Genomic DNA, 22,069 nt, shown 5'->3' on the forward strand with positions numbered 1-22,069 from the left:
GAAAATTGAAAGTAATATTAGCTAAGCAGAGACTAATACTGTTGTTAATCATAGATTCACTTATAGTGACATTTTCAGTGTTTTTAGGTTATTACATTTTAGAACCATTTTTTGAAGGTTATTCAACTAAATTATTAATTTTATCGTCAATTATATTGTTGATTTCTCACCATGTTTTTGCACAAATATTCGATTTGTATCATAGAGCCTGGGAGTATGCGAGTATAAGTGAATTAATTTTAATTGTTAAAGCCATTACAGGATCCATTGTTACTACAGCTATTATTGTTCCACTTGTAACATTCCAACCACCATTTTTACGGTTGTATTTTATTACATGGATGATGCATTTATTGTTAATAGGTGGTTCAAGATTATCATGGCGTATATATAGAAAATCTTTTATCAATAAAGATATTAAGAAAAAACCAACACTAATTGTAGGTGGTGGAAGAGGCGGTTCACTTTTGATTCGTCAAATGAGAAGCACACCATATATGGGTATGGAACCTGTATTAGTAGTGGATGATGATCCAAATAAACAGAAAATGTCTATTGCAACGGGAGTTAAAGTACAAGGTTATACAAGAGATATACCAGATTTAGTAAAAAAATTTAATATTAAAAAAATAATTATTGCTATACCAACACTTTCTCAAAAAAAATTAAGAGAAATTAGCAATCTTTGTGAAGGTACAAATGCAGAAGTATTTAAAATGCCTAATATTGAAGAAGTAATGTCAGGTGAATTAGAAGTTAATCAATTGAAAAAGGTAGAAGTAGAAGACTTATTAGGAAGAGATCCAGTAGAGTTAGATATGGCATCCATTTCAAAAGAATTAACACATAAGACAATACTTGTTACAGGAGCTGGTGGTTCTATAGGTTCTGAAATATGTAGACAAGTTTGTAAATTTAAACCTGAAAGAATTGTATTACTAGGACATGGTGAAAACAGTATATATCATATTCATCAAGAACTAATAGGTTTATATAAAGATGAAATAGAAATCATACCGATTATTGCAGATGTACAAGATAAAGATCGCATGAAAGAAGTTATGCAAACATATAAACCATATGTTGTTTACCATGCAGCTGCTCATAAACATGTACCTTTAATGGAATACAACCCACAAGAAGCAATTAAAAATAATGTTCTCGGAACTAGGAATACGGCAGAAGCAGCTAAACTTGCTGAAGTAAGTAAATTTGTGATGGTATCAACTGATAAAGCAGTTAATCCACCGAATGTGATGGGTGCAACTAAAAGAGTTGCAGAAATGATTATTCAAAGTATGAACAATGAAACAAGTAACACTGATTTCGTGGCAGTACGATTTGGAAATGTACTCGGTTCAAGAGGATCTGTTATTCCACTATTCAAGAAGCAAATCGAAGCAGGCGGACCAGTAACTGTGACACATCCAGAAATGACAAGATACTTTATGACTATACCAGAAGCTTCAAGACTTGTACTACAAGCAGGTGCATTAGCAACAGGTGGAGAAGTATTTGTATTAGATATGGGTAAACCTGTCAAAATCGTTGATTTAGCTAAGAATTTAATAAGATTAAGCGGTTACAAAGTAGAAGACATTGGTATTGAATTCAGTGGGATTAGACCAGGAGAAAAATTATTTGAAGAATTATTGAATAAAGATGAGATACATCCAGAACAAGTTTATGAGAAAATTTATCGCGGGAAAGTAAGAGACATAAATATAGAAAAGGTTAATGAATTTATTACGGACATCATTGATAACTTTACTAAAGAAAAAATAATACATTTTACAAATGATTATGTAGATAGTAAGGCTTATAGAAAAATAAAAGAGTAATGGGTGAGGAAATGTTCAAAGGGAAAACAATTTTAATTACTGGTGGTACAGGATCATTTGGTAATGCTGTAATGAAAAGGTTCTTACATACGGATATAAAAGAAATTAGAGTATTTTCTAGAGATGAAAAAAAACAAGATGATTTAAGAAAGAAATACAACAATGATAAATTAAAATTTTATATAGGTGACGTAAGGGACGTTGTAAGTGTAGAGAGTGCTATGAGAGGTGTGGACTTTGTATTTCATGCAGCAGCTTTAAAACAAGTTCCTTCATGTGAGTTCTTTCCAATTGAAGCTGTAAAGACAAATATATTAGGTACTGAAAATGTAGTGCAGGCCGCGATAAGAGCGAATGTAAAAAAAGTTATCTGTCTTTCAACTGATAAGGCTGCTTATCCAATTAATGCTATGGGTATTTCTAAAGCTATGATGGAAAAAGTTTTTGTTGCTAAATCAAGAAATGTTGATAAGAATCAAACATTAATTTGTGGAACAAGATATGGAAATGTAATGGCATCAAGAGGTTCTGTAATACCTTTATTTATAGAAAAAATAAAAAATAATGAACCTTTAACAGTTACTGATCCTAATATGACAAGATATTTAATGAGTTTAGAAGAAGCAGTTGAATTAGTTATACATGCATTTAAACATGCTGAAACAGGAGATATTATGGTACAAAAAGCACCAGCTTCTACTGTTGGAGATTTAGCACAAGCATTATTAGAGCTCTTTGAAGCGAAAAATGAAATCAAAATTATAGGTACAAGACACGGTGAAAAACAGGCGGAAACGTTACTAACTAGAGAAGAATATGCTCAAGCAGAAGATATGGGTAATTATTATAGAATTCCAGCGGATTCAAGAGATTTAAATTATAGTAATTATTTTGAAGATGGTAGCAAAGAAATTACTGAAGCGTTTGAATATAATTCTGATAATACTTATAGACTTTCCGTTGAAGAAATTAAAGAAAAACTACTTGCATTAGATTATGTACAAAAAGAACTAACTCTATACAAAGATAATGTCATATAGGAGGTTTATATGAAAAGTATCGTTATAACAGGAGCGAATGGTTTTGTAGGTAAAAATTTAAAGCATGATTTATATCAAACAACTGATTATGAAATATTGGAGATATCAAGAGATACTTTTATCGAAGAAAGAAATGTTTATCTACTTAAAGCAGACTGTATAGTTCACTTAGCAGGTGTTAATAGACCTAAAAATGAAGATGAATTTTATGAAGGTAACGTATCATTGTTACAAGAAATGCTTGAAATTATTAAAGATAACCCTAATAAACCATCAATAATACTATCATCTTCTACTCAAGCAAATATGGATAATTTATATGGAAGAAGTAAAAATGAGGCAGAAAATTTACTAAAAGATTTTTCTGGAAAATATGGAAATAGAGTTTATGTTTATCAATTCCTGAATTTATTTGGAAAGTGGTGTAAACCAAATTACAATTCCGTAATTGCAACATTTTGTCATAATATTGCTCATGATAAAGATATTCACATTAATGACAGAAAAATTGAATTGAACTTAAATTACATTGATGATGTAATTGCAGAAATTAAAAGAGCTATAGAAGGAAAACCAACCATTAATAATAATAAAGTTGAAGTGCCAAATATCTATAAAGTAAGTCTTGGTAAGATAAGTGATTTGATTTATTCATTTAAAGATATGAGAGCTAATAAAACTTTACCAAATTTAAATAATGATTTTGAAAAAGCATTATATAGCACTTATTTGAGTTATTTACCAAAGAATGAATTTAGCTATCCGCTTAAAATGAATATTGATGAAAGAGGTTCATTTACTGAGTTTTTAAAAACACCGGATCGAGGGCAAGTATCTGTCAATATATCAAAGCCAGGAATAGTTAAAGGTAATCATTGGCATCATACAAAGAATGAAAAGTTTTTAGTTGTGTCTGGTAAGGGTGTAATTAGATTTAGATTACCTGAATCAGATGAAATTCTAGAATATTATGTGTCAGGTGAAGAATTAGAAGTAGTGGATATTCCAGTAGGTTATACCCACAATATTGAAAATTTAGGTGACGAAAATATGGTAACTATTATGTGGGTTAATGAAATGTTTGACCCAGAAAATCCAGACACATATTACTTGGAGGTTTAAGATGAGTAAATTGAAGTTAATGACTATCGTTGGAACTAGACCAGAAATAATTAGATTATCAGCAACAATAAAAGCGTGTGATAAATATTTTAATCAGATTCTTGTACACACAGGTCAAAATTATGACTATACATTGAATCAAGTTTTCTTTGAAGAATTAGAATTAAGAGAACCAGATCATTATCTAGAAGCGGTTGGTAAAGATTTAGGTGAGACAATGGGTAATATCATTGCTAAGTCTTATGAAGTGTTAGCACAAGAACAACCAGACGCATTATTAATACTTGGAGATACAAATAGTTGTTTAGCTGCAGTATCAGCTAAAAGATTAAAGATACCTGTATTTCATATGGAAGCAGGGAATCGTTGCTTTGATCAAAATGTACCTGAAGAAATAAATAGAAAAATAGTGGATCATGTTAGTGATGTGAATCTGCCATATACAGAACACAGTAGAAGATATTTATTAGATGAAGGATTCAAAAAAGAAAACATTTTTGTTACTGGTTCGCCAATGCGTGAAGTATTAGAGCAATATGAAGAGAAAATTAATACAAGTGATGCGTTAAAAACATTGAATCTTGAGCCGAACAAATACATCTTAGTTTCTGCACATCGAGAAGAAAATATTGATATAGAGGATAATTTCAATTCTTTAATGAATGCTATAAATGAGATAGCAGAGAAATATCAATTACCTGTAATATATTCTACTCATCCAAGAAGTTGGAAGAAAATCGAAGAAAGATCATTTGAGTTTCATCCATTAGTAAAACAACTTAAACCATTCGGTTTCTTTGATTACAATGCATTACAAAAAAATGCATTTGTTGTGCTTTCAGATAGCGGAACTTTATCAGAAGAGTCATCAATATTAAAATTCCCAGGCATACTTATCAGAACATCTACCGAACGACCGGAAGTTTTGGATAAAGGTACAGTTATAATTGGTGGAATCAAATATGACAATTTAGTCCAATCAGTAGAACTTGCCAGAGACATGCAAAATAATAATGAGCCAATGATAGATACAATTGACTATAAAGATGTTAATGTTTCTCAAAAAGTAGTGAAAATAATTCAAAGTTATACAGAGATTATTAATAGAAATACTTGGAGGAAGTAGTGGTTTATAAGTGTTAATTTCTAAAAAACTATTATTATCTATTTGCGACTATATAATGTTAATTTTAATTTTTATAATAAGTTTGGTAAATATTGTTGGTCTAATTGCATTTATTATTTTTTCTTTCTATTTATTTATTCAGAAAGAAAAAGGAATTTTAAAATTGGTTTTATTACTAACTTTAAGGTTTATTATAAATGAGTCAATAGATTATAACCATGGTTACCTATATTTAATCAGTTTATATAAATATGCACTTCTTTTTATAGTAATACCCATAATACTTATCTTTAAGGCAAAATTAATACTAGCTGATGCGATATTAAAAAAATTCCTATTTTATTCGATAGGCTGTTTTCTAGTATTTTTTATTACAAGTTTAATAGTTTCAAAATATCCATTAGTTTCTTTAATGAAGCTAATGAATTACTTCATACCACTAATTGAGATAGTAATTTTAACGTATTTAGTTAGAAAAAATTTCGATTTCTTAAAATGGTTGTCAAATTATTTTATAATAATATTTTTATTCTCTTTATCATTAATTATGGATTATAAAGGATATCTACTAAATGGATTTTCTTTTCAGGGTATATTAAATCATCCAAATATATTTGGAGTATTAAGCGTATTAGGAATAGTTATAATTTTAACATACTGTTTAACTTCAAATTTAAATTTATTTAATAATATCTTCTTGTTTTGTATTATAGCAATCGCAATTTTAGAACTGATTTTAACCAATTCAAGATCATCATTTTTAGCATTGCTATTATCATTAATAATTATATTGATTTTTTCAAGAATTTCTATAATTTTAAAATTTTTCATTTCATCTATATTTATAATTGCAAGTATTCTATTAATCTCTATTCCAACTGTATTTCATTTTTTAATGGATTTTATAAGAAAAGGTCAATCTTCAGAACACATATTATTATCTAGATATGGTCAAATTAATAATTTAGAATTTGTACTCAATAATAGCCCAATATTCGGTATAGGATTCGGAATCCCTGTGAATATGTCAAGTATAGAACTTAATGATTTTGTTTTTGAAGCAGGAAATTTATTTGTGGGATTAATTATATTTACTGGGGTTTTTGGGTTGTTAATGTATGCTTTATATGTTATTGGCATAATATTTATTAGAAATAAAATTAATAGAGAATTTTTAATAATTATTTTATCAACAATATTAGTGAATACTGGTGAAATGATTATGTTTAGTAGTAATAATGTTGGTATTTATTGTTATGTTTTATGGGCAATTTATATTGCAACTGAACAAAAGTATAAAAAATCAGATGTTAGGATAGGTGAAGTTTAGTGAAAAAACTACTCATTGTTGCAGAATATTTTAGACCTGGGTATAAAGCAGGTGGGCCTATAAAATCTATTGAAAATTTAGCTAATGTATTAAATGAGGATATAAATATATATATTTTGACAAGAAATCATGATTTACATGAAATAACTCCATATAATATACAAAAAGATAAATGGATAAAGCAAAGTGAAAATTCTCTTTTTTATGATAATGATAATTTAGGTTTTAAAACTTTTAAAAAAATTAATATTGATGAATTTGATTATATATATTTAAATAGCTTATTTTCTAGTACTACTATAAAGTTTTTGATTAAGAATAAGACATTACAAAATATTTTTTTATCTCCTAGAGGTGAATTGGGTGAAGGGGCATTAAAATTAAAAAGGGCAAAAAAACTTTTATTCTTAAAAATTGTAAAATGGTTTAGGTTATATAAAAATGTGACTTTTATAGGAAGTTCAAAATTAGAAATAAACGAAATTATTAAATTTTTCCCAAAAAATAGAATGTATGAAGTCTCAAACTTATCTGCACCATCAAAGTACAAATTTATAAATAATAAAGTATCAGGTAAAGTGAATATATTTTTTGTTTCTAGAATCACACATAAGAAGAATTTATCGTTTTTACTAGATTTATTGGAAAAAATAGAAGAAGAAGTGAATCTTAAAGTAATAGGACCAGCAGAAGATGAAAAGTACTATCAGAAATGCCAAGAATTAATAGAGAAACTACCATCGAATATTAATATAAATTTTGTGGGGAGTAAAGATCCAAATGAAATATATGCTCTAGTAAAAGATGAGGATTATTTTATACTCCCTACTTTAAATGAAAATTATGGTCATGTTATTGCTGAGGCTTTATCTTTCAAAAAACCAGTTATTTTAAGTGATGAAACTCCATGGAATGAATATATTATTAAAAATAAACTAGGATATATATTAAATTTGAATGATGTATTATGGATAAATTCATTGAAGGAAGTTATTAAACAAGATAGTAATGATTATGAGAAATATGCTAATAATTTTCGAACTATTGAAGAGGATTTTGAAAAAAAGAATGATGAAATTAAGAATAAATATTTAAGGATCTTTAAATGATTAAAAAAATTGGTGGTTTAATGATTTCCAACATATTGTTTGGATTTAGCCAAATGATTATTATAGTATTTTTAAATAAATATGGTGGTATTTCTGCCGCAGGACAGTATACCCTCGCCTTAGCAATAGTAGCACCAATAACAGTGCTTTTTAATATGGGATTAAATTTACATTATAATACTAGTAAAAAAGACGTAAATATTAATGATTATCTATATATAAGGTACATTACTGGGATTTTAGTGATTATAATATCTGTTATTATTGGAATGATATTAAATCATGAAAAATCAATAATTATAATAATACTTTTAGTATCCATATTAAAATTTATAGAGTCATTATTTGAAATTAATTATGCTTTCTTACAAAAAAAAGAAATGCACAATTCAATTGCATATTCAAAGATAATAAGGTCAATGATTATTATTGTATGGATTTTGATAGTTTCATTTTTATTAGAATTCAATTTAATAATAATGTTATTTGGTTTTATACTATTGAACTTTATATATCTATATATATATGATGTCAAAAATATAAATAAATTAAAAGAAAAAAAAGCAGTAAGATTACATGAAGTTAAATATATAGTAATAAGCTCAATTCCGTTAGCAATTTCTATATTTATTGATTCATTAAATGTTAATTTCCAAAGATTGATAATAGAAAAATATATTTCGATTGAAGAAGTAGGTATCTATGCCTCTTTAACGACTGTTATGATTTCAGGTCAATTATTAATAAGTGCATTTCTTACGTATTTTTTACCAAAATTAAATAAAGCAGTTAAGTTAAATGATATAAATAAATATATTAATGTACTAGTAGTTATGATTATGACATCAATGATTTTGGGTGTTTTTTCACTGCTAAGTGTAATTTTATTAGGTGACTATATTGTCTTGATTTTATTTACTGAAGAATATATTAAATATAAATCTCTTCTAATATTTATCATGGTTACTGGTTTATTTTGGTACATCTCAGGAACTTTATACTATGGAGTAATAGCACTGAATCTATATAAAGCTCAAATGATTAGTTTAATTATTTCTTTTATTATTAATTTTATTTTCACTTGGATTTTAGTTCAAAGCATTGGAATTAGAGGAGCTGCAATTGGTCTAATGCTAAGTATGATATCAAGGTGTATATGTTTGTCTTTAGTTATAATTATTGAAATTAAAAAATTGAAAAGGATTAGATAAAAATGAATATTTCTATAATTGGTGTGGGATATGTAGGTTTAGTAACTGGTGTGAGTTTAGCAGAAATAGGTAATAAGGTTACCTGTATAGATATTGATAAAGAGAAAATTGAACAATTGAATAAGGGTATACCAACTATCTATGAAGAAAACCTAGAGGAACTATTAAAAAAGAATATAGATAATAAAAACATAGCATTTTCAACAGATTTTAATGATATCAATGAATCAGAAATAATATTTATAACAGTTGGTACGCCTGAAAATGAAAATGGTGAAGCGAATCTATCTTATGTAAATAGTGCTATAGAAAAAGTTATGGAGTATATTAAAAAAGATATTATTATTATTATGAAAAGTACTGTACCAATAGGAACAAATGATTTATTAGAAAGAAGATTTAGAAGTATGAATAATGAATATAAAGTTGATTTTGTTTCTAATCCAGAGTTTTTGGCACAAGGAACTGCTATTCATGATACTTTTAACGCTTCTAGAATTGTAATTGGCCTAAATAATGAAAATATCAAAAGTAAAATTAACGATTTATATGCACCTTTCAATCAACCAGTTTTATTTATGAATAGAACAAGTGCTGAATTAGTAAAATACGCTTCTAATACTTTTTTAGCATTAAAAATTTCATTTATAAATGAAATTGCAAATCTTAGTGATGAAATTGGGGCAGATATTAAAGATGTAACAAAAGGGATGTCTTACGATGATAGAATAGGTAAAAAATTCTTGAATGCTGGTCTTGGATATGGTGGATCTTGCTTCCCTAAAGATACTAAAGCACTACTAAAAATCGCAGAAAAAAATAATACGGAACTATTAACTATCAAATCAACGGTTGATATTAATGAAAAACAAAAGTATCGATTAATTAAAAAATTAACTGATAATGGATATAAAGTAAAAGGGAAAAAAATTGCTATATTAGGATTATCGTTCAAACCAAATACAGATGATATAAGAGAAGCACCTTCATTAAAAAATATTGAAAAATTATTAGAATTAGGTGCTGAAATATCTGTTTTTGATCCTTTAGTAAATGGAAAAGTTAAAACAATATTTGGTGATAAGATTGAATACTTTAATACACCCGAAGAAGCACTTGATGCAGCGGATTATTCATTAATATTTACTGAATGGGAAGAAATTAAAAAGCTATCTCCTGTAACATTTACTAAGAATATGAAAACTCCAATTATTTTTGATGGAAGAAATTGCTTAGATATAAAAGAGAACACAGATATTAAATATTATGGAATAGGAAGATAGATGCGTATAGAAAGGAGAATACAATGAATATTATCTTTCTAACATTAATAGACTTTAAAACTACAAAAGACCAAGGAATCTACCATGATTTTATTAATGAATTAAAGAAATATAGTAACAAGATAGTAGTCGTGTCGCCTAACGAAAGACGTAAAAAGAATATAACAGAGATAATCAACGAAGGTAAAGTTGATATTTTAAAAGTAAAAACTGGGAATATCACCAAAACTAATAAAATTGAAAAAGGGATTAGGACTTTATTTATAGAGAAAAATTTTCAAAAAGCCATTAATCAATATTATAAACATACTAAATTTGATCTTATAGTATATTCGACTCCTCCAATGACATTTTCAAAACTAATTACGAAACTCAAGTACAAAAATAATGCTAAAACTTATTTATTATTAAAAGATATATTTCCTCAAAATGCTGTAGATTTAAAAATGTTTAGGTCTACAGGTATTATATATAGATATTTTCGAAAAAAGGAAACTGAAACTTATAATGTGTCTGACTTAATTGGTTGTATGTCTCCAGGAAACAAAAAATATTTGTTACAAGAAAATAAAGATATTGATAAAAGTAAAGTTCATATTTTTAGGAATGCCACATATAGTAAAGACATACAGCTTGAGCAAAGTCATGAAATTTTTAGGGATTTAAATATTGATAGTAAAAGAATCTCATTTATATATGGTGGCAATATTGGTTTACCTCAGGGAATTCATAATATAAAAAAAGTAATGGCTAGGTTCCATGAAATACCAAATAGTAATTTAATAATTTTAGGAAATGGTACAAAATTTGAGGAATTAAAACAATATGCATTATCTTTAAATAATAAAAATATACATGTTTTTGATAGGTTACCAAAAGAGCAATATGACCAATTATTAAAAATGTGCGATATTGGACTTATATTTTTAGATGAAAGGTTTACTATACCTAATTACCCCTCAAGACTCACTAGTTATTTACAATTGTCTAAGCCTATTTTAGTGAGCACGGATATTAATACTGATATTGGTACAGAAGTAGTTGAAAAAGAAGCTGGATTATGGAATTTGAGTACAAATATAGATCAATTCATTAAAAATGCTAAAACGATGGTTCTTGATGAAAATTTAAGAGAGAATATGTCAAGAAATGCAAGGAAATTTTATGATGAAGAATTTATAATAGAAGATAATGTAGAGAAAATGTTAACTCAAATAAAGGAGTACTGATAAAATATGAAACGAATTTTTGATATTACTTTTAGCTGTTTAATACTTTTATTTACATCACCAATAATTGCTTTAACTTATATATTAGTTGTTATGACTATGGGAAAGCCTGCAATATTTAAACAGTTAAGACCAGGTTACCTAGGAAAGGCATTTAATATTTATAAATTTAGAACAATGTTAAATACTACTGATGTAAATGGCAATCTACTTCCAAACGAAGAACGAAGACACCCGGTTGGGAATTTTATAAGAAAAACTAGTTTAGACGAACTTCCACAATTGATTAATGTTGTAAAAGGAGATATAAGTTTAGTTGGTCCAAGACCACTTTTAATGGATTACTTGCCTTTATATAATGAATATCAAAGAAAAAGAATGAATGTAAAGCCTGGTATAACTGGTTGGGCACAGATTAACGGTAGAAACGCAATTTCATGGGAGAAAAAATTTGAATTAGATGTATGGTATGTAGAAAATCAATCGTTCAAATTAGACATGTTTATATTATTTAAAACAATACAAAATGTAGTGAAAAGAAAAGATATTAATGCTAGTGAAAATATATCAATGACAAAATTTAAAGGTACAAAATTATGAAAGAAATTATATTAATAGGTATGGGCGGACATTCAAAAGTAGTCAAAGATATCATTGAATTAAATGGTGAATTTAAGGTTGTTGGATATTTGGATGATAAATTTCACGAAAAATCAGTCAGTGATGGTATTATTTATGACAATTTAAACTCATATAGAAACTATAAGGAGAAATATTTTATTATTACAATTGGCAATAATAAAATAAGAAAACAAATTTTTGAAAAGTTAGAACTTCCACTCAGTAAATACCCTAAGTTTATACATCCTTCAGCAGTTATTGGATCGAATGTTAAAATAGGATATGGAACAGTAGTTATGGCAAATGTAGTAGTAAATGCAAATACTAATGTAGGTAATTTCTGCATTTTAAATACAATGGCAAGTATTGGGCATGATGTATTAATTAAAGACTTTGCTCATATATCGCCTAATTCTACGTTAACAGGTGGTGTGCAAGTAGGGATGGCCACTCAAATAGGTGCAGGATCTACGGTAACGCCAAAAGTAATAATTGGAGATTCAACATTAGTAGGTGCAGGGTCAACCGTAATTAGTAATATATCAAATAATATGACAGTATTTGGTACACCAGCCAAACCCAAGGAGTGAGAGTAATTGACAAATGAACGAGTATATTTATCTAGACCACATATGAGTGGGAATGAACAATCTTATATCGAAAGCATTCGAACAAAACTGGATAGCACCACTAGGTGATAATGTTACAGACTTTGAAAATAGTATAAAATCTTATATTAATATAGATGAAGCATTAGCTGTTAGCAGTGGTACTGCAGCAATACACTTAGCACTTAAAGAAAGTGGTGTAACAAAAAATGATTATGTATTTTGTACATCTTTAACTTTCTGTGCGACTTCTAATCCGATTTTATATCAAAATGCTATCCCTGTATTCATTGATTCTGAATTAGATTCTTGGAATATGTCACCAGTCGCCTTGGAAAAAGCGTTCAAAGAATTTTAAAAAAATCAATCAAACCTAAAGCTGTTATAGCAGTTAATTTGTATGGACAATCTGCAAAATTAGATGAAATTAAATCAATTTGTGATACATATAATGTAACTTTAATAGAAGATGCTGCTGAATCATTGGGCGCTGAATTCCAAGGTAAAATGAGCGGTAGTTTTGGTGATTTTGGTATCTTTTCATTCAATGGTAATAAAATCATTACAACAAGTGGCGGCGGTATGCTAGTAACAAATAACAAAGAAGCCAAAGAACATGCATATTTTTTAGCAACACAAGCAAGAGATAAAGCAATACATTATCAACATAGTGAATTAGGTTATAATTATAGATTAAGTAATATCTCAGCTGGTATTGGGTGAGGACAAATAGAAGTAATAGAGCAACGTGTTCAGCAAAGAAGAGCAATATTTGATAAGTATTATCTAGAGTTGTCAGATATTGAAGGCATTGAGTTTCAACCAGAACTGCCTAACTCCAAATCAAACAGATGGCTAACAGCATTAACAATTGATGAGAAAAAGGCTGGGTTTTCAGCAAATGATGTAATTGGTGCACTTAGTAAAAAAATATAGAAGCACGCCCTGTTTGGAAACCTATGCATTTACAACCATTATATGAACAATATGAATTTATTTATGTTGTTGTAGATAATGTTAAATACCTGTTTGAACATGGGATTTGTTTACCTTCAGGTTCAGATATGGAAATAAAGGTTCAAGAAGAAATTATTCAAATAATAAAAGAATTATAAATTAAGTAAAAAGAAAGTGTATACATGGAAAGCAGAAAAAGAAAAAAATCTATGGTAAAAAAGGCTTTTTTCACTGTATTAATCATTTTAGAACTGTTAATTTTTATATCTGTAACATTTATATTTTATAAACTTACGTAATTAAATAGTTCAATTAATGATCCACTTGATAGAAACCGTTCTGAACTTAGAGATTGTCCAATAAAAAGGAGAACCAATTTCAACAGTGCTTTTTGGTATAGACTCTAATGAAGTCAGGTATTCAGAATATGGTGGATAAAGATCTGATTTGATTGTACTTCTGTCAATTAGTCCAAACGATAAAAAACAGAAATGATTAGTGGACCTCGTGATACACATGCTGAAATTGTTGGTAAAGATACAGAAGAAAAAATCAATCACACATACGCTTATGGGTGGTTTGGGTATAGCAGCGAAATCTGTAGAAAAGAATATGGATGTCCCAATTGATCAATATGTGGCCATAAACATAAATAGTGTTTCTACACTAATAGATAAAGTCAATGGTGTTTATATTGTTAGTAATGCAACTTTCAATATTAGAGACTATACATTTGAAAAAGTTAAGAAATATCACATGGATGGCAAAGAAGTATTGGCGTATATGCGGAGTAAGAAAGAAGCAGGTGCTGGTGGCGATGAAAGAAGGCAAGCGCGACAACAACTCGTGACCGAAGTTGTAGCTAAAAAATTAATCCAAGTTCAATACCGAAAATCAATTCAATATTTAACGTAATAGAGGATAACGTCAAAACTGATTTGAGTTTAACTGATTTAATGCTATTAGATCTGATAATAATAGTGCACAAAAAAATGTGACTCGTCATACTTTAAATACTGAAAATGCGTTAGGTGATGTTGGATTATAATATTTTTACCCAAGTAATCATGACCAAATAGGTAAAGATTATAAAGATAATTTGAATTCAAAATGATTTTTTAGAAACTATTTATTTTGAATAAATATAATACGAATTGAGGATTAAAATGAATCTGAGAAAAACAATTTTTAATATAATAAAGTTTAGAGACTATAAATATATAAATTCAGTTAAGAAAAATTTGAGAAACAATATTGAGAAACCTATACAAATTAATGAATTAAATAAAGAAAAATTTTTAGAATTTATCACTAATAATTCAGTATATTATAAACAGTATAAGGATAAGAAGATTCATGATTTTCCCATTATAACTAAGCGAGATATTGTAGATAATTATAATGAAATTGCAACAATTAAACCTGAAAAACGAAAAAAATTAATTAAAGTGTCAACTAGTGGCTCATATGGGACGCCATTATCATTTTATGTCACTAAAGAAAAAAGATTAACTCAACAAGGTGAAGTATTATTTTTTGGTAGCTACTCTAATTTTGATTTAGGGGTTAAACATCTATATATACGAGTTATTAAACCAAGTTTTAAGAATATGATTATCAAAAATCAATATATATTAAAACCTGGTAATATAGACCAAAATTGGATGAGAAAAGCACTGAAAAAAATATCAAATGAAAAGCACAAGGTTATCATTACTTATCCAAGTATTATGAATAATTTAGCTACTTATGCTTGTGAGCACCAATATGAAATAAAACATATTAAAGGCATCATTACTTATGGAGAGAAATTAGATGAGAAATCTAGTCAAAATATTTATAAAACTTTTAATTGTAAGCCGTTATCAAGGTATTCTACAGAAGAATTAGGGGTTTTAGCTAATACTAAGATAGATAGTAATGAAATGATTTTGAATCAAGTAAATTACTATATAGAAATTTTAGATGAAAATAATGAACCTGTTGCTGAAGGAAATACAGGTAAAGTGGTAGTGACAGACTTTAATTCTCATATTATCCCATTGGTACGTTATGATACTGGAGACTTAGCTACATTAACTAGATATAAAGATGGTCTTGCCCATACTATTAGTAATATAGAGGGCAGGAAAATAGAAACGGTGTATACTACTAGGGGTGATGCATTAATGCCCTTTAATATTAATATAATGATGAGTAAAATTGAAAATATTTATCAATTTCAATTTATACAAAAAGGCAGAAAAGAATATGATCTTAAAATTTTACCAAAGAAAAGTTTTGATGAATCAAAATTAAATGAATTAAAAAATCAATATAAAAATCTTCTGGGTGAAGATGCGTCAATTAATATTATTTTAGTAGATAAAATAGAAACGCTTAAATCTGGGAAAAGACCCTATATCATTAATCAATATGCTCAAAAATAATCAAAAATGATTCGAATCGAACTATTATACTTCAGTTCGATTTTTGTATAGTTATTAGTGAAAGCGGAAATATAAAATAAAGAATTCTAAAAAATTCGAGTAAAATTGTTTTAATATTAGATATTAATCTTAAAAAAGAAGTGAGGTTATAACATGTCTAAAGTATTTCAAGACATATATACAGCATTTGAGCATGGCATGACGGTGCTCGCCGGTGGTTTTGGGATTTGCGAAATAGTATGAACGCCAATAGATGAACTATTTATAATCTGTCCATATTCTTGTATATGTATGATAGGCAAAACTGCGCAAATACTATTCAAGACACCATTAATTTTTACGTTGATACCTTGCTCCCATTCATCATAGTTATTATTGTATAAATAAGATTAATGAAATAAAATATTTAGAAAAGAAGTGAAAAGTATGAATAAAATACTACTTTCTTCACCTCATATGGGTGGGAATGAACAGAAATATATTAATAATGCATTTGAACAAAATTGGATAGCTCCTTTAGGTGAAAATGTAACTAAGTTTGAAAAAGCAGTTCGTGATTACGTAAATATAGATCACAGCTTAGCTCTTGGTAGTGGAACATTTGCTATTCATCTAGCTCTAATTGAATGTGGTGTTAGTGAAGGGGATATTGTATTTTGCTCATCTTTAACATTCTGTGCTACATCTAATCCAATTCTATATTTAAATGCAACACCTGTATTTATTGATTCAGATAATGATACATGGAATATGTCACCTTATGCGTTAAGAAAAGCATTTGAAAAATATGATGAGATTGGGAAACTTCCTAAAGCTGTAATAGTGGTAAACTTATATGGTCAATCTGCTAAAATGGATGAAATAATAGCACTTTGTGAAAAGTTTAATGTTAAGTTAATTGAAGATGCTGCTGAATCATTGGGATCTGAATATAAAGGAAGAAAAAGTGGTAGTTTTGGCGATTACGGAATATTCTCTTTTAATGGTAATAAAATTATCACTACTAGTGGTGGCGGAATGCTTGTTTCAAATAAGAAAGAAAATATTGAACATGCTTTATTTTTATCTACTCAAGCACGTGATCAAGCTCTCCATTATCAACACAGTGAGTTAGGCTATAACTATAGATTAAGTAATATCTCAGCAGGTATTGGTAGAGGCCAAATGGAAGTATTGGAAGATAGAGTAAATAGAAGAAGAGAAATTTTCGATATATATCATGAAGAATTAGGTGGAATCGAAGGATTTGATTTCCAACCTAATTTAGAAGGATTTAAATCAAATAGATGGTTAACAGCACTAACTATTAATGAAGAAAAAGTAGGATTTAGTGCGACGGATTTAATTAACCACTTGCAGGAAAATAATATTGAAGCTAGACCAGTATGGAAACCAATGCATCTTCAACCATTATATGAGAAATATGACTATTTACCTGAAAATAATGATAATGCTAAATCATTATTTGAAAATGGATTGTGTCTACCTTCTGGATCAAATATGACAAATGAAGAGTTGAAGAAAGTTATAGACGTTATAAAGAATTTTTAAAGTAATAAATAAATTAGCGTTACTGATGAAACAGAATCAATATTAGAAATGTAGAACGATTAAGATTAGTTTTTTAGTGTGAAGTTTAGTTTCAAGGACCCCCTCCAGTAACTATATTATGTTTATAATATAGTTACCAAACTAACATTAAAAACAAAATAAAATAATACCTTTTCTTATCAAGTTAATAAGAAGGGGTATTATTTTTGTTTTCCTTTATTTTACATTGAGTGAAATTATTTTGTTAATAAAATTTATTGAGAAATATTGGATAAATGAAATGCGATTCTTTACATTTTTCAGTAATCTTAATTTTTAATTAAAATTGTAAAAATCAATTTTACAAAAGTAAAGAATTGTAGTTTAATAAGAACATTGATTCACTAGAAGTGGGGAGGGTACTTCATTGAAAAATATTATTCTTGTAGCTTTTATCTTTTGTTTAACAGTGTTTTCGGCTTATTTCATGATGACAACAGATAATAACTCAAATGGTCAAAAAGATTCTAAGAAAAATAAGACTGAGCAAACTAGTAAAAAGAAAGATAAAGCGTTAAATATTAAAACTCAAAAAGATGTATCTAAGGTTATATATAGTAACAAAGATGAACAAACTAAGATGAATGCATACAATGAAGCTGTTAAAAAAGAAATAATCCCAAGAAGCATTAATTATCAAAAAGCAGAATTGGCTTTTGAGGAGTCATTAAAAATTAAGAATGAAAAGTAGTTATAAGTGTGGTTTGCATATAACTTTTTTGTTTTAAAATAGGAATTTTTAGAGTATATAAACCATATTGAAATGGTAGGAATTTTAAAAAATATATAGACATTTGTAAAGTTTTTGTTAGTATTATTAATGTCACTGTAAAAATTTAATTTTTAATGTCTATTAATAAATTTTATATACATTATGTTTGTTGATTGTATTTAAAATTTAATTGTAGAAGAAGCGGGTTTAAAGATTAATTTTGGACATATAAAGGGTAAATTAAAGGTAAACGAGGTAAATATATGAGTGCTTTATATAAATTGAAAAATATGCTTGTTAGGAGATTTGACTGTGTATCTATTAAAGATAAGACAGATAAGGTTGTTGTTGAATTTAAATACAAGAACTATTTAGTGTTTAATATTGACCTCTTTGCATTGCGTATTCAAAATAAAACTGTTCCAACTATGGTAAAAAAATTGGTACTAATCGTGTTAGAGTTGAAATAGACAAAGAGTTGTTGAATTTTGAATCTAATGGAACATTTATTAAAATCAATTGTTTTTATAATGGTAAAAAATTATGGGTTAGAAATAAAACTAAAGGAACAACGTATTTAACATTAAATAATCACCTATGCGAATTTGAATGTGTAAAAAATATGTACATCAAAAGCTTAAATGATGAATATTCATTTGTGAATGAAAAAGTTTCATTAAAGCCTTATCTTAACGAATCTAACTTTAACTTTCAAACTGATAGTAAATATAATTTCACTAAAATTCTATTAATAAATGGATCTAATAAAACAGAGATTCCTCTTCAAGCTGCTGGTAAATCAAACTACACAATTCCAATAAATGAAATAGAATCATTAGCTATGGAAAAATATAAGGCTATGTATTTAGTGAGTGATAATTTTGCTTATAGAGCAAAATTTGATAATAAGTATAGCTTTAATTTATATCATTACTATATAGAAATTAATAAAAATAGCTTCTTTGTATTTCATAAAGTTTTTAAAGCAAAAGATATAATTATTAATGAATCCCCAGATAAATATGGTTTTATAATTAACTTGAAGAATATAGGTAATGATCAAATTAAGGAATACCATAATTTTGTTTTACTAGGTAATGATAATGAAATTATCGGTAAATATTCTATTAAAACATATGGTGATAAACTTGTATCTAAGATACCTTATAGTATTTTTACAGAAACAAGAGCTAATAAAAATCTATATATTGAAGCTATAGAAAAAGATACTGATCGTAAAGTTATATATAGTATTAAAGAAGAAGAAAAAGAGCGATTAATTCATGAAGTTCCTGTAAGCATTAATAATCAATATTATTATATAAGATTTACATCAGATAACGGTATTTTCATTAAATATAGAAAACCATTTTTTAAGAATGGTGTTAATTATATAAATGATAATAAAATCAATTTCTTTGTTAAAGCAGATGAAATTTATAATCATTGTACATTTACTTTAGCTTTTGAGGAACGTTATAGTAAGGAAACGTTAGAATATTACATTAATCCTGGTGAAACTGTATTAGATATAAATTATGATGAAATTGAAAAAATTATTTCTAAGCCAAAAACTGTAGTAGACTTATTTATAACGATAAGAGAACAAAATGATATTGTAAGAAGAGAAAAAATTAGATATAGAACTGCTAAGTATAAAAAGGATACGTATTTTTCTAGTAAAATTATTGAAGAAAGTAACCAAAAAGTATACTACCTTAGCACAATTACACCATTTAAAAATATTAAACTCGAGAGATTTTCTATAACTGGTAATCAATTGAAAGTTATGAGTAATAATGAAAAAAATCCTAATATCTGGTTAATCGGTGAAAGATTCGATACAGCTCAAGATAATGGAATTGTCTTCTTTAATTGGTTGAGAGAAAATACTTCAATCGATGCTTATTATGTTATAGATGAAAATGCTTTAGATTATCAAAATATCAAACATAATAAAAAAGTATTGAAATTTGGATCTTTAGAGCATTTTAAAATCGCTAGTAAAGCAAAGGTACTTGCAAGTACACATGATTTTGAAAATATACTTCCATATAAGCCAGCAAAAGGATTCTTTGGATATGAAGACACATTAAAAGTCTTCTTGCAGCATGGAGTTCTTGGGAGAAAGAGTGTAGAATATCATAAAAACTACTATGATTTACCATTTGATATCTTTAATGTAAGTAGTATGAGTGAAAAATATGATGTCGTAGTTAATGAAATGGGATATGACAAAGAAAATGTCTATATTTCTGGTTTATCACGCTTTGATAACTTACCAATAGCTAATGATAACAAAAAAATTAAAAAAATATTGATAATGCCTACTTGGCGTGATTGGTTGAATAGTGATTTTGCATTTGAAAATAGTGAGTATTTAGAACGATATTTAAGTTTGATTAAGAACAAAAAACTTAATCAGTTAATTGAAAATAATGATGTTGAAATTAATTTCTATCCTCACTATAGAGCGCAAAGTTACTTTAAGTTATTCTTAATGAATAATGAAATAAAAGTTCAATATATAGAACTTGGTGAAAAAACGGTTCAATCTTTACTTATAGAACATGATTTATTAATAACTGATTATAGTAGTGTAAGTTTTGATTTTACTTATATGAATAAACCGGTTATATTCTATCATTTTGATGTTGAAAGATTCTTTAGAAAAGGTATTTTAAGACCGATTCATGAGACTTTCTTAGGAGACATCTTCTATGATGAAAAGAAACTAGTTAATCAAATATATGATTATGTTATTAATGATACCTTTAAAAAGGTAGAGTTAGAAAAAGACAGTATCTTTAAACATATTGATCAAGCCAATAATGAAAGAATTTATAATAGCATAGTAAAAAATTTGAAATAAAATTATTCAAAGGTTAGGACATTATTTTTGTCCTAACCTTTTTGATGCTATCTTACCCCTCAACGCCTAATTCTTTCTTTGCCATCTTCTCATATGCCGCTTCTCCTGAAGCAAGCGCAAATTCAGCGATAAACATTGGAAACACTGCATTCAATTCAATAATATGTTCTTTCATATATGGCCATGTCGTGCCTCCTGCTTTATCATAAGCTTCTATTAGCTCATCTAGCCCTTCATCGCCAAATACACGGTGATGTCCCATAAAATCATTGGACGGGTCTGCATGACTGGCTTCTGTCCAATCTATAAGATCTGTTACATTTGCTTCTTTATCCACCATAATATGTCCTGGGTGCAAGTCTCCGTGTATCATCGTGACATGATTTGGCCAGAGCTTATCATTCTCTAACCATGTTTGCCATCTATTCCATAGGTCGGGGGAGACACCATACGTTTCTTTCACTTTATACATGCGTTCTTGATAATCTTGTTTAATTTGTTGAATCGTTGTCGTCTTGATATCACTTGAAGCGAGTTCTTCTTCTGTTATACGATGCAAATCAACAAGTACTTCTGCCAATGTATCAATAAAATTCTGAGGTACGGGTTTATGTTCAATTTCCCATACGTATTGTTGTAATTCAGGATCAATTGTAGCTGCAGGTACGCCTGTTAGTTTAGGATATGCAATTAATGTTTCTTTATGAATTTGCCAGTTAGGTACTTCAAATGATACATGTTGTTGTACGAAGTCTACGGTTTCTTTTTCTGAGTCTGTTCGTTCATACACTTCTGGTCTTCTCGGTATACGTAATACCCATTCAACACCATGTCTATCTTCAGCAAATGCTACTTGAAAATCAAGCCCTGATTCATTTATCGAAATTGATTCAGGTTGAATATCTAAACCACATTGTGAGGCAATCGTGACAATGTTTTCATGTTGTGTCATATTGAGAGCTCCTTAAAGGTTATTTTTATATTTCTCG

At 27.8% G+C, this 22,069-nt stretch carries 18 protein-coding genes and 1 pseudogene; 18 read left to right on the forward strand and 1 reads right to left on the reverse strand.

Going from position 1 to position 22,069, the window contains the following annotated elements; translation table 11 throughout:
• Positions 1-5: 5 nt before the first annotated feature.
• The 18 genes and pseudogenes from MUA60_RS02660 (at position 6) to MUA60_RS02745 (ending at position 21,080) form a co-directional block, all read left to right on the forward strand.
• Complete coding sequence (locus tag MUA60_RS02660; RefSeq protein WP_262649551.1) at positions 6-1,841, forward strand: polysaccharide biosynthesis protein; 1,836 nt, start codon at positions 6-8, stop codon at positions 1,839-1,841.
• An 11-nt stretch (positions 1,842-1,852) separates the two neighbouring features.
• Positions 1,853-2,881, forward strand: coding sequence for a nucleoside-diphosphate sugar epimerase/dehydratase (locus MUA60_RS02665; protein WP_107596585.1), 1,029 nt, complete (start codon positions 1,853-1,855; stop codon positions 2,879-2,881).
• A gap of 9 nt (positions 2,882-2,890) precedes the next feature.
• Positions 2,891-4,003, forward strand: a complete 1,113-nt coding sequence (locus MUA60_RS02670) for a polysaccharide biosynthesis C-terminal domain-containing protein (RefSeq protein WP_262649554.1) — start codon at positions 2,891-2,893, stop codon at positions 4,001-4,003.
• 1 nt (position 4,004) lies between these two features.
• The gene (wecB, locus tag MUA60_RS02675; RefSeq protein ID WP_262649555.1) at positions 4,005-5,129 is read left to right on the forward strand and encodes a non-hydrolyzing UDP-N-acetylglucosamine 2-epimerase; all 1,125 of its coding nucleotides are present in this window, start codon (positions 4,005-4,007) and stop codon (positions 5,127-5,129) included.
• A 10-nt stretch (positions 5,130-5,139) separates the two neighbouring features.
• Positions 5,140-6,459 (forward strand): O-antigen ligase family protein, encoded by a 1,320-nt coding sequence (locus MUA60_RS02680; protein WP_262649556.1) that lies wholly within the window; start codon positions 5,140-5,142, stop codon positions 6,457-6,459.
• On the forward strand, positions 6,459-7,568 hold the full coding sequence (locus tag MUA60_RS02685; protein ID WP_262649558.1) for a glycosyltransferase: 1,110 nt from the start codon (positions 6,459-6,461) through the stop codon (positions 7,566-7,568). Before MUA60_RS02680 ends, MUA60_RS02685 begins: the two co-directional genes overlap by 1 nt.
• Positions 7,565-8,779: a lipopolysaccharide biosynthesis protein gene (locus MUA60_RS02690; RefSeq protein WP_262649560.1), complete on the forward strand. Its 1,215-nt coding sequence runs from the start codon at positions 7,565-7,567 to the stop codon at positions 8,777-8,779. The genes MUA60_RS02685 and MUA60_RS02690 overlap by 4 nt, the downstream gene beginning before the upstream one ends.
• Positions 8,780-8,781: 2 nt before the next feature.
• Positions 8,782-10,062 carry a UDP-glucose dehydrogenase family protein gene (locus tag MUA60_RS02695; RefSeq protein WP_262649561.1) on the forward strand — a complete coding sequence of 427 codons (1,281 nt, stop codon included), beginning with the start codon at positions 8,782-8,784 and terminating at the stop codon, positions 10,060-10,062.
• A 23-nt stretch (positions 10,063-10,085) separates the two neighbouring features.
• Complete coding sequence (locus MUA60_RS02700) at positions 10,086-11,291, forward strand: glycosyltransferase family 4 protein (protein WP_262649563.1); 1,206 nt, start codon at positions 10,086-10,088, stop codon at positions 11,289-11,291.
• A 6-nt stretch (positions 11,292-11,297) separates the two neighbouring features.
• The gene (locus MUA60_RS02705; protein WP_262649564.1) at positions 11,298-11,891 is read left to right on the forward strand and encodes a sugar transferase; all 594 of its coding nucleotides are present in this window, start codon (positions 11,298-11,300) and stop codon (positions 11,889-11,891) included.
• Positions 11,888-12,502, forward strand: a complete 615-nt coding sequence (locus MUA60_RS02710; protein WP_262649566.1) for an acetyltransferase — start codon at positions 11,888-11,890, stop codon at positions 12,500-12,502. Before MUA60_RS02705 ends, MUA60_RS02710 begins: the two co-directional genes overlap by 4 nt.
• A 42-nt stretch (positions 12,503-12,544) precedes the next feature.
• Positions 12,545-13,635 (forward strand): annotated as a pseudogene (locus MUA60_RS02715) (aminotransferase class I/II-fold pyridoxal phosphate-dependent enzyme).
• A gap of 358 nt (positions 13,636-13,993) precedes the next feature.
• Positions 13,994-14,392 carry an LCP family protein gene (locus tag MUA60_RS02720; RefSeq protein WP_262649567.1) on the forward strand — a complete coding sequence of 133 codons (399 nt, stop codon included), beginning with the start codon at positions 13,994-13,996 and terminating at the stop codon, positions 14,390-14,392.
• 251 nt (positions 14,393-14,643) lie between these two features.
• A complete protein-coding gene (locus tag MUA60_RS02725; protein WP_262649569.1) occupies positions 14,644-15,906 on the forward strand; it encodes a phenylacetate--CoA ligase family protein in 1,263 nt (420 codons plus the stop codon).
• 426 nt (positions 15,907-16,332) lie between these two features.
• Entirely contained in the window at positions 16,333-17,457 is a 1,125-nt protein-coding gene (locus MUA60_RS02730; protein WP_262649571.1) for a DegT/DnrJ/EryC1/StrS family aminotransferase, read from the forward strand.
• Positions 17,458-17,863: 406 nt separating this feature from the next.
• Positions 17,864-18,187, forward strand: coding sequence for a hypothetical protein (locus MUA60_RS02735; protein ID WP_262649573.1), 324 nt, complete (start codon positions 17,864-17,866; stop codon positions 18,185-18,187).
• Positions 18,188-18,471: 284 nt separating this feature from the next.
• Entirely contained in the window at positions 18,472-18,678 is a 207-nt protein-coding gene (locus MUA60_RS02740) for a hypothetical protein (RefSeq protein ID WP_262649574.1), read from the forward strand.
• An 11-nt stretch (positions 18,679-18,689) separates the two neighbouring features.
• The gene (locus MUA60_RS02745) at positions 18,690-21,080 is read left to right on the forward strand and encodes a CDP-glycerol glycerophosphotransferase family protein (protein ID WP_262649575.1); all 2,391 of its coding nucleotides are present in this window, start codon (positions 18,690-18,692) and stop codon (positions 21,078-21,080) included.
• A gap of 52 nt (positions 21,081-21,132) precedes the next feature.
• Here the strand turns inward: MUA60_RS02745 and MUA60_RS02750 are convergent, their stop codons facing one another.
• Complete coding sequence (locus MUA60_RS02750; protein ID WP_262649576.1) at positions 21,133-22,032, reverse strand: macrolide 2'-phosphotransferase; 900 nt, start codon at positions 22,030-22,032, stop codon at positions 21,133-21,135.
• Positions 22,033-22,069 lie beyond the last annotated feature (37 nt).

Origin of the sequence: Mammaliicoccus sciuri, assembly GCF_025561425.1 — a bacterium.
GTDB classification, from domain to species: Bacteria; Bacillota; Bacilli; order Staphylococcales; family Staphylococcaceae; genus Mammaliicoccus; species Mammaliicoccus sciuri_A.

What these genes read in the sequence shown, in the direction of transcription:
- MUA60_RS02665 (WP_107596585.1), top strand. Translation starts at nt 1,853, where the DNA reads ATGTTCAAAGGGAAAACAATTTTAATTACTGGTGGTACAGGATCATTT.
- MUA60_RS02670 (WP_262649554.1), top strand. Translation starts at nt 2,891, where the DNA reads ATGAAAAGTATCGTTATAACAGGAGCGAATGGTTTTGTAGGTAAAAAT.
- wecB (WP_262649555.1), top strand. Translation starts at nt 4,005, where the DNA reads ATGAGTAAATTGAAGTTAATGACTATCGTTGGAACTAGACCAGAAATA.
- MUA60_RS02690 (WP_262649560.1), top strand. Translation starts at nt 7,565, where the DNA reads ATGATTAAAAAAATTGGTGGTTTAATGATTTCCAACATATTGTTTGGA.
- MUA60_RS02695 (WP_262649561.1), top strand. Translation starts at nt 8,782, where the DNA reads ATGAATATTTCTATAATTGGTGTGGGATATGTAGGTTTAGTAACTGGT.
- MUA60_RS02700 (WP_262649563.1), top strand. Translation starts at nt 10,086, where the DNA reads ATGAATATTATCTTTCTAACATTAATAGACTTTAAAACTACAAAAGAC.
- MUA60_RS02705 (WP_262649564.1), top strand. Translation starts at nt 11,298, where the DNA reads ATGAAACGAATTTTTGATATTACTTTTAGCTGTTTAATACTTTTATTT.
- MUA60_RS02710 (WP_262649566.1), top strand. Translation starts at nt 11,888, where the DNA reads ATGAAAGAAATTATATTAATAGGTATGGGCGGACATTCAAAAGTAGTC.
- MUA60_RS02720 (WP_262649567.1), top strand. Translation starts at nt 13,994, where the DNA reads ATGCTGAAATTGTTGGTAAAGATACAGAAGAAAAAATCAATCACACAT.
- MUA60_RS02725 (WP_262649569.1), top strand. Translation starts at nt 14,644, where the DNA reads ATGAATCTGAGAAAAACAATTTTTAATATAATAAAGTTTAGAGACTAT.
- MUA60_RS02730 (WP_262649571.1), top strand. Translation starts at nt 16,333, where the DNA reads ATGAATAAAATACTACTTTCTTCACCTCATATGGGTGGGAATGAACAG.
- MUA60_RS02740 (WP_262649574.1), top strand. Translation starts at nt 18,472, where the DNA reads ATGAGTGCTTTATATAAATTGAAAAATATGCTTGTTAGGAGATTTGAC.
- MUA60_RS02750 (WP_262649576.1), bottom strand. Translation starts at nt 22,032, where the DNA reads ATGACACAACATGAAAACATTGTCACGATTGCCTCACAATGTGGTTTA.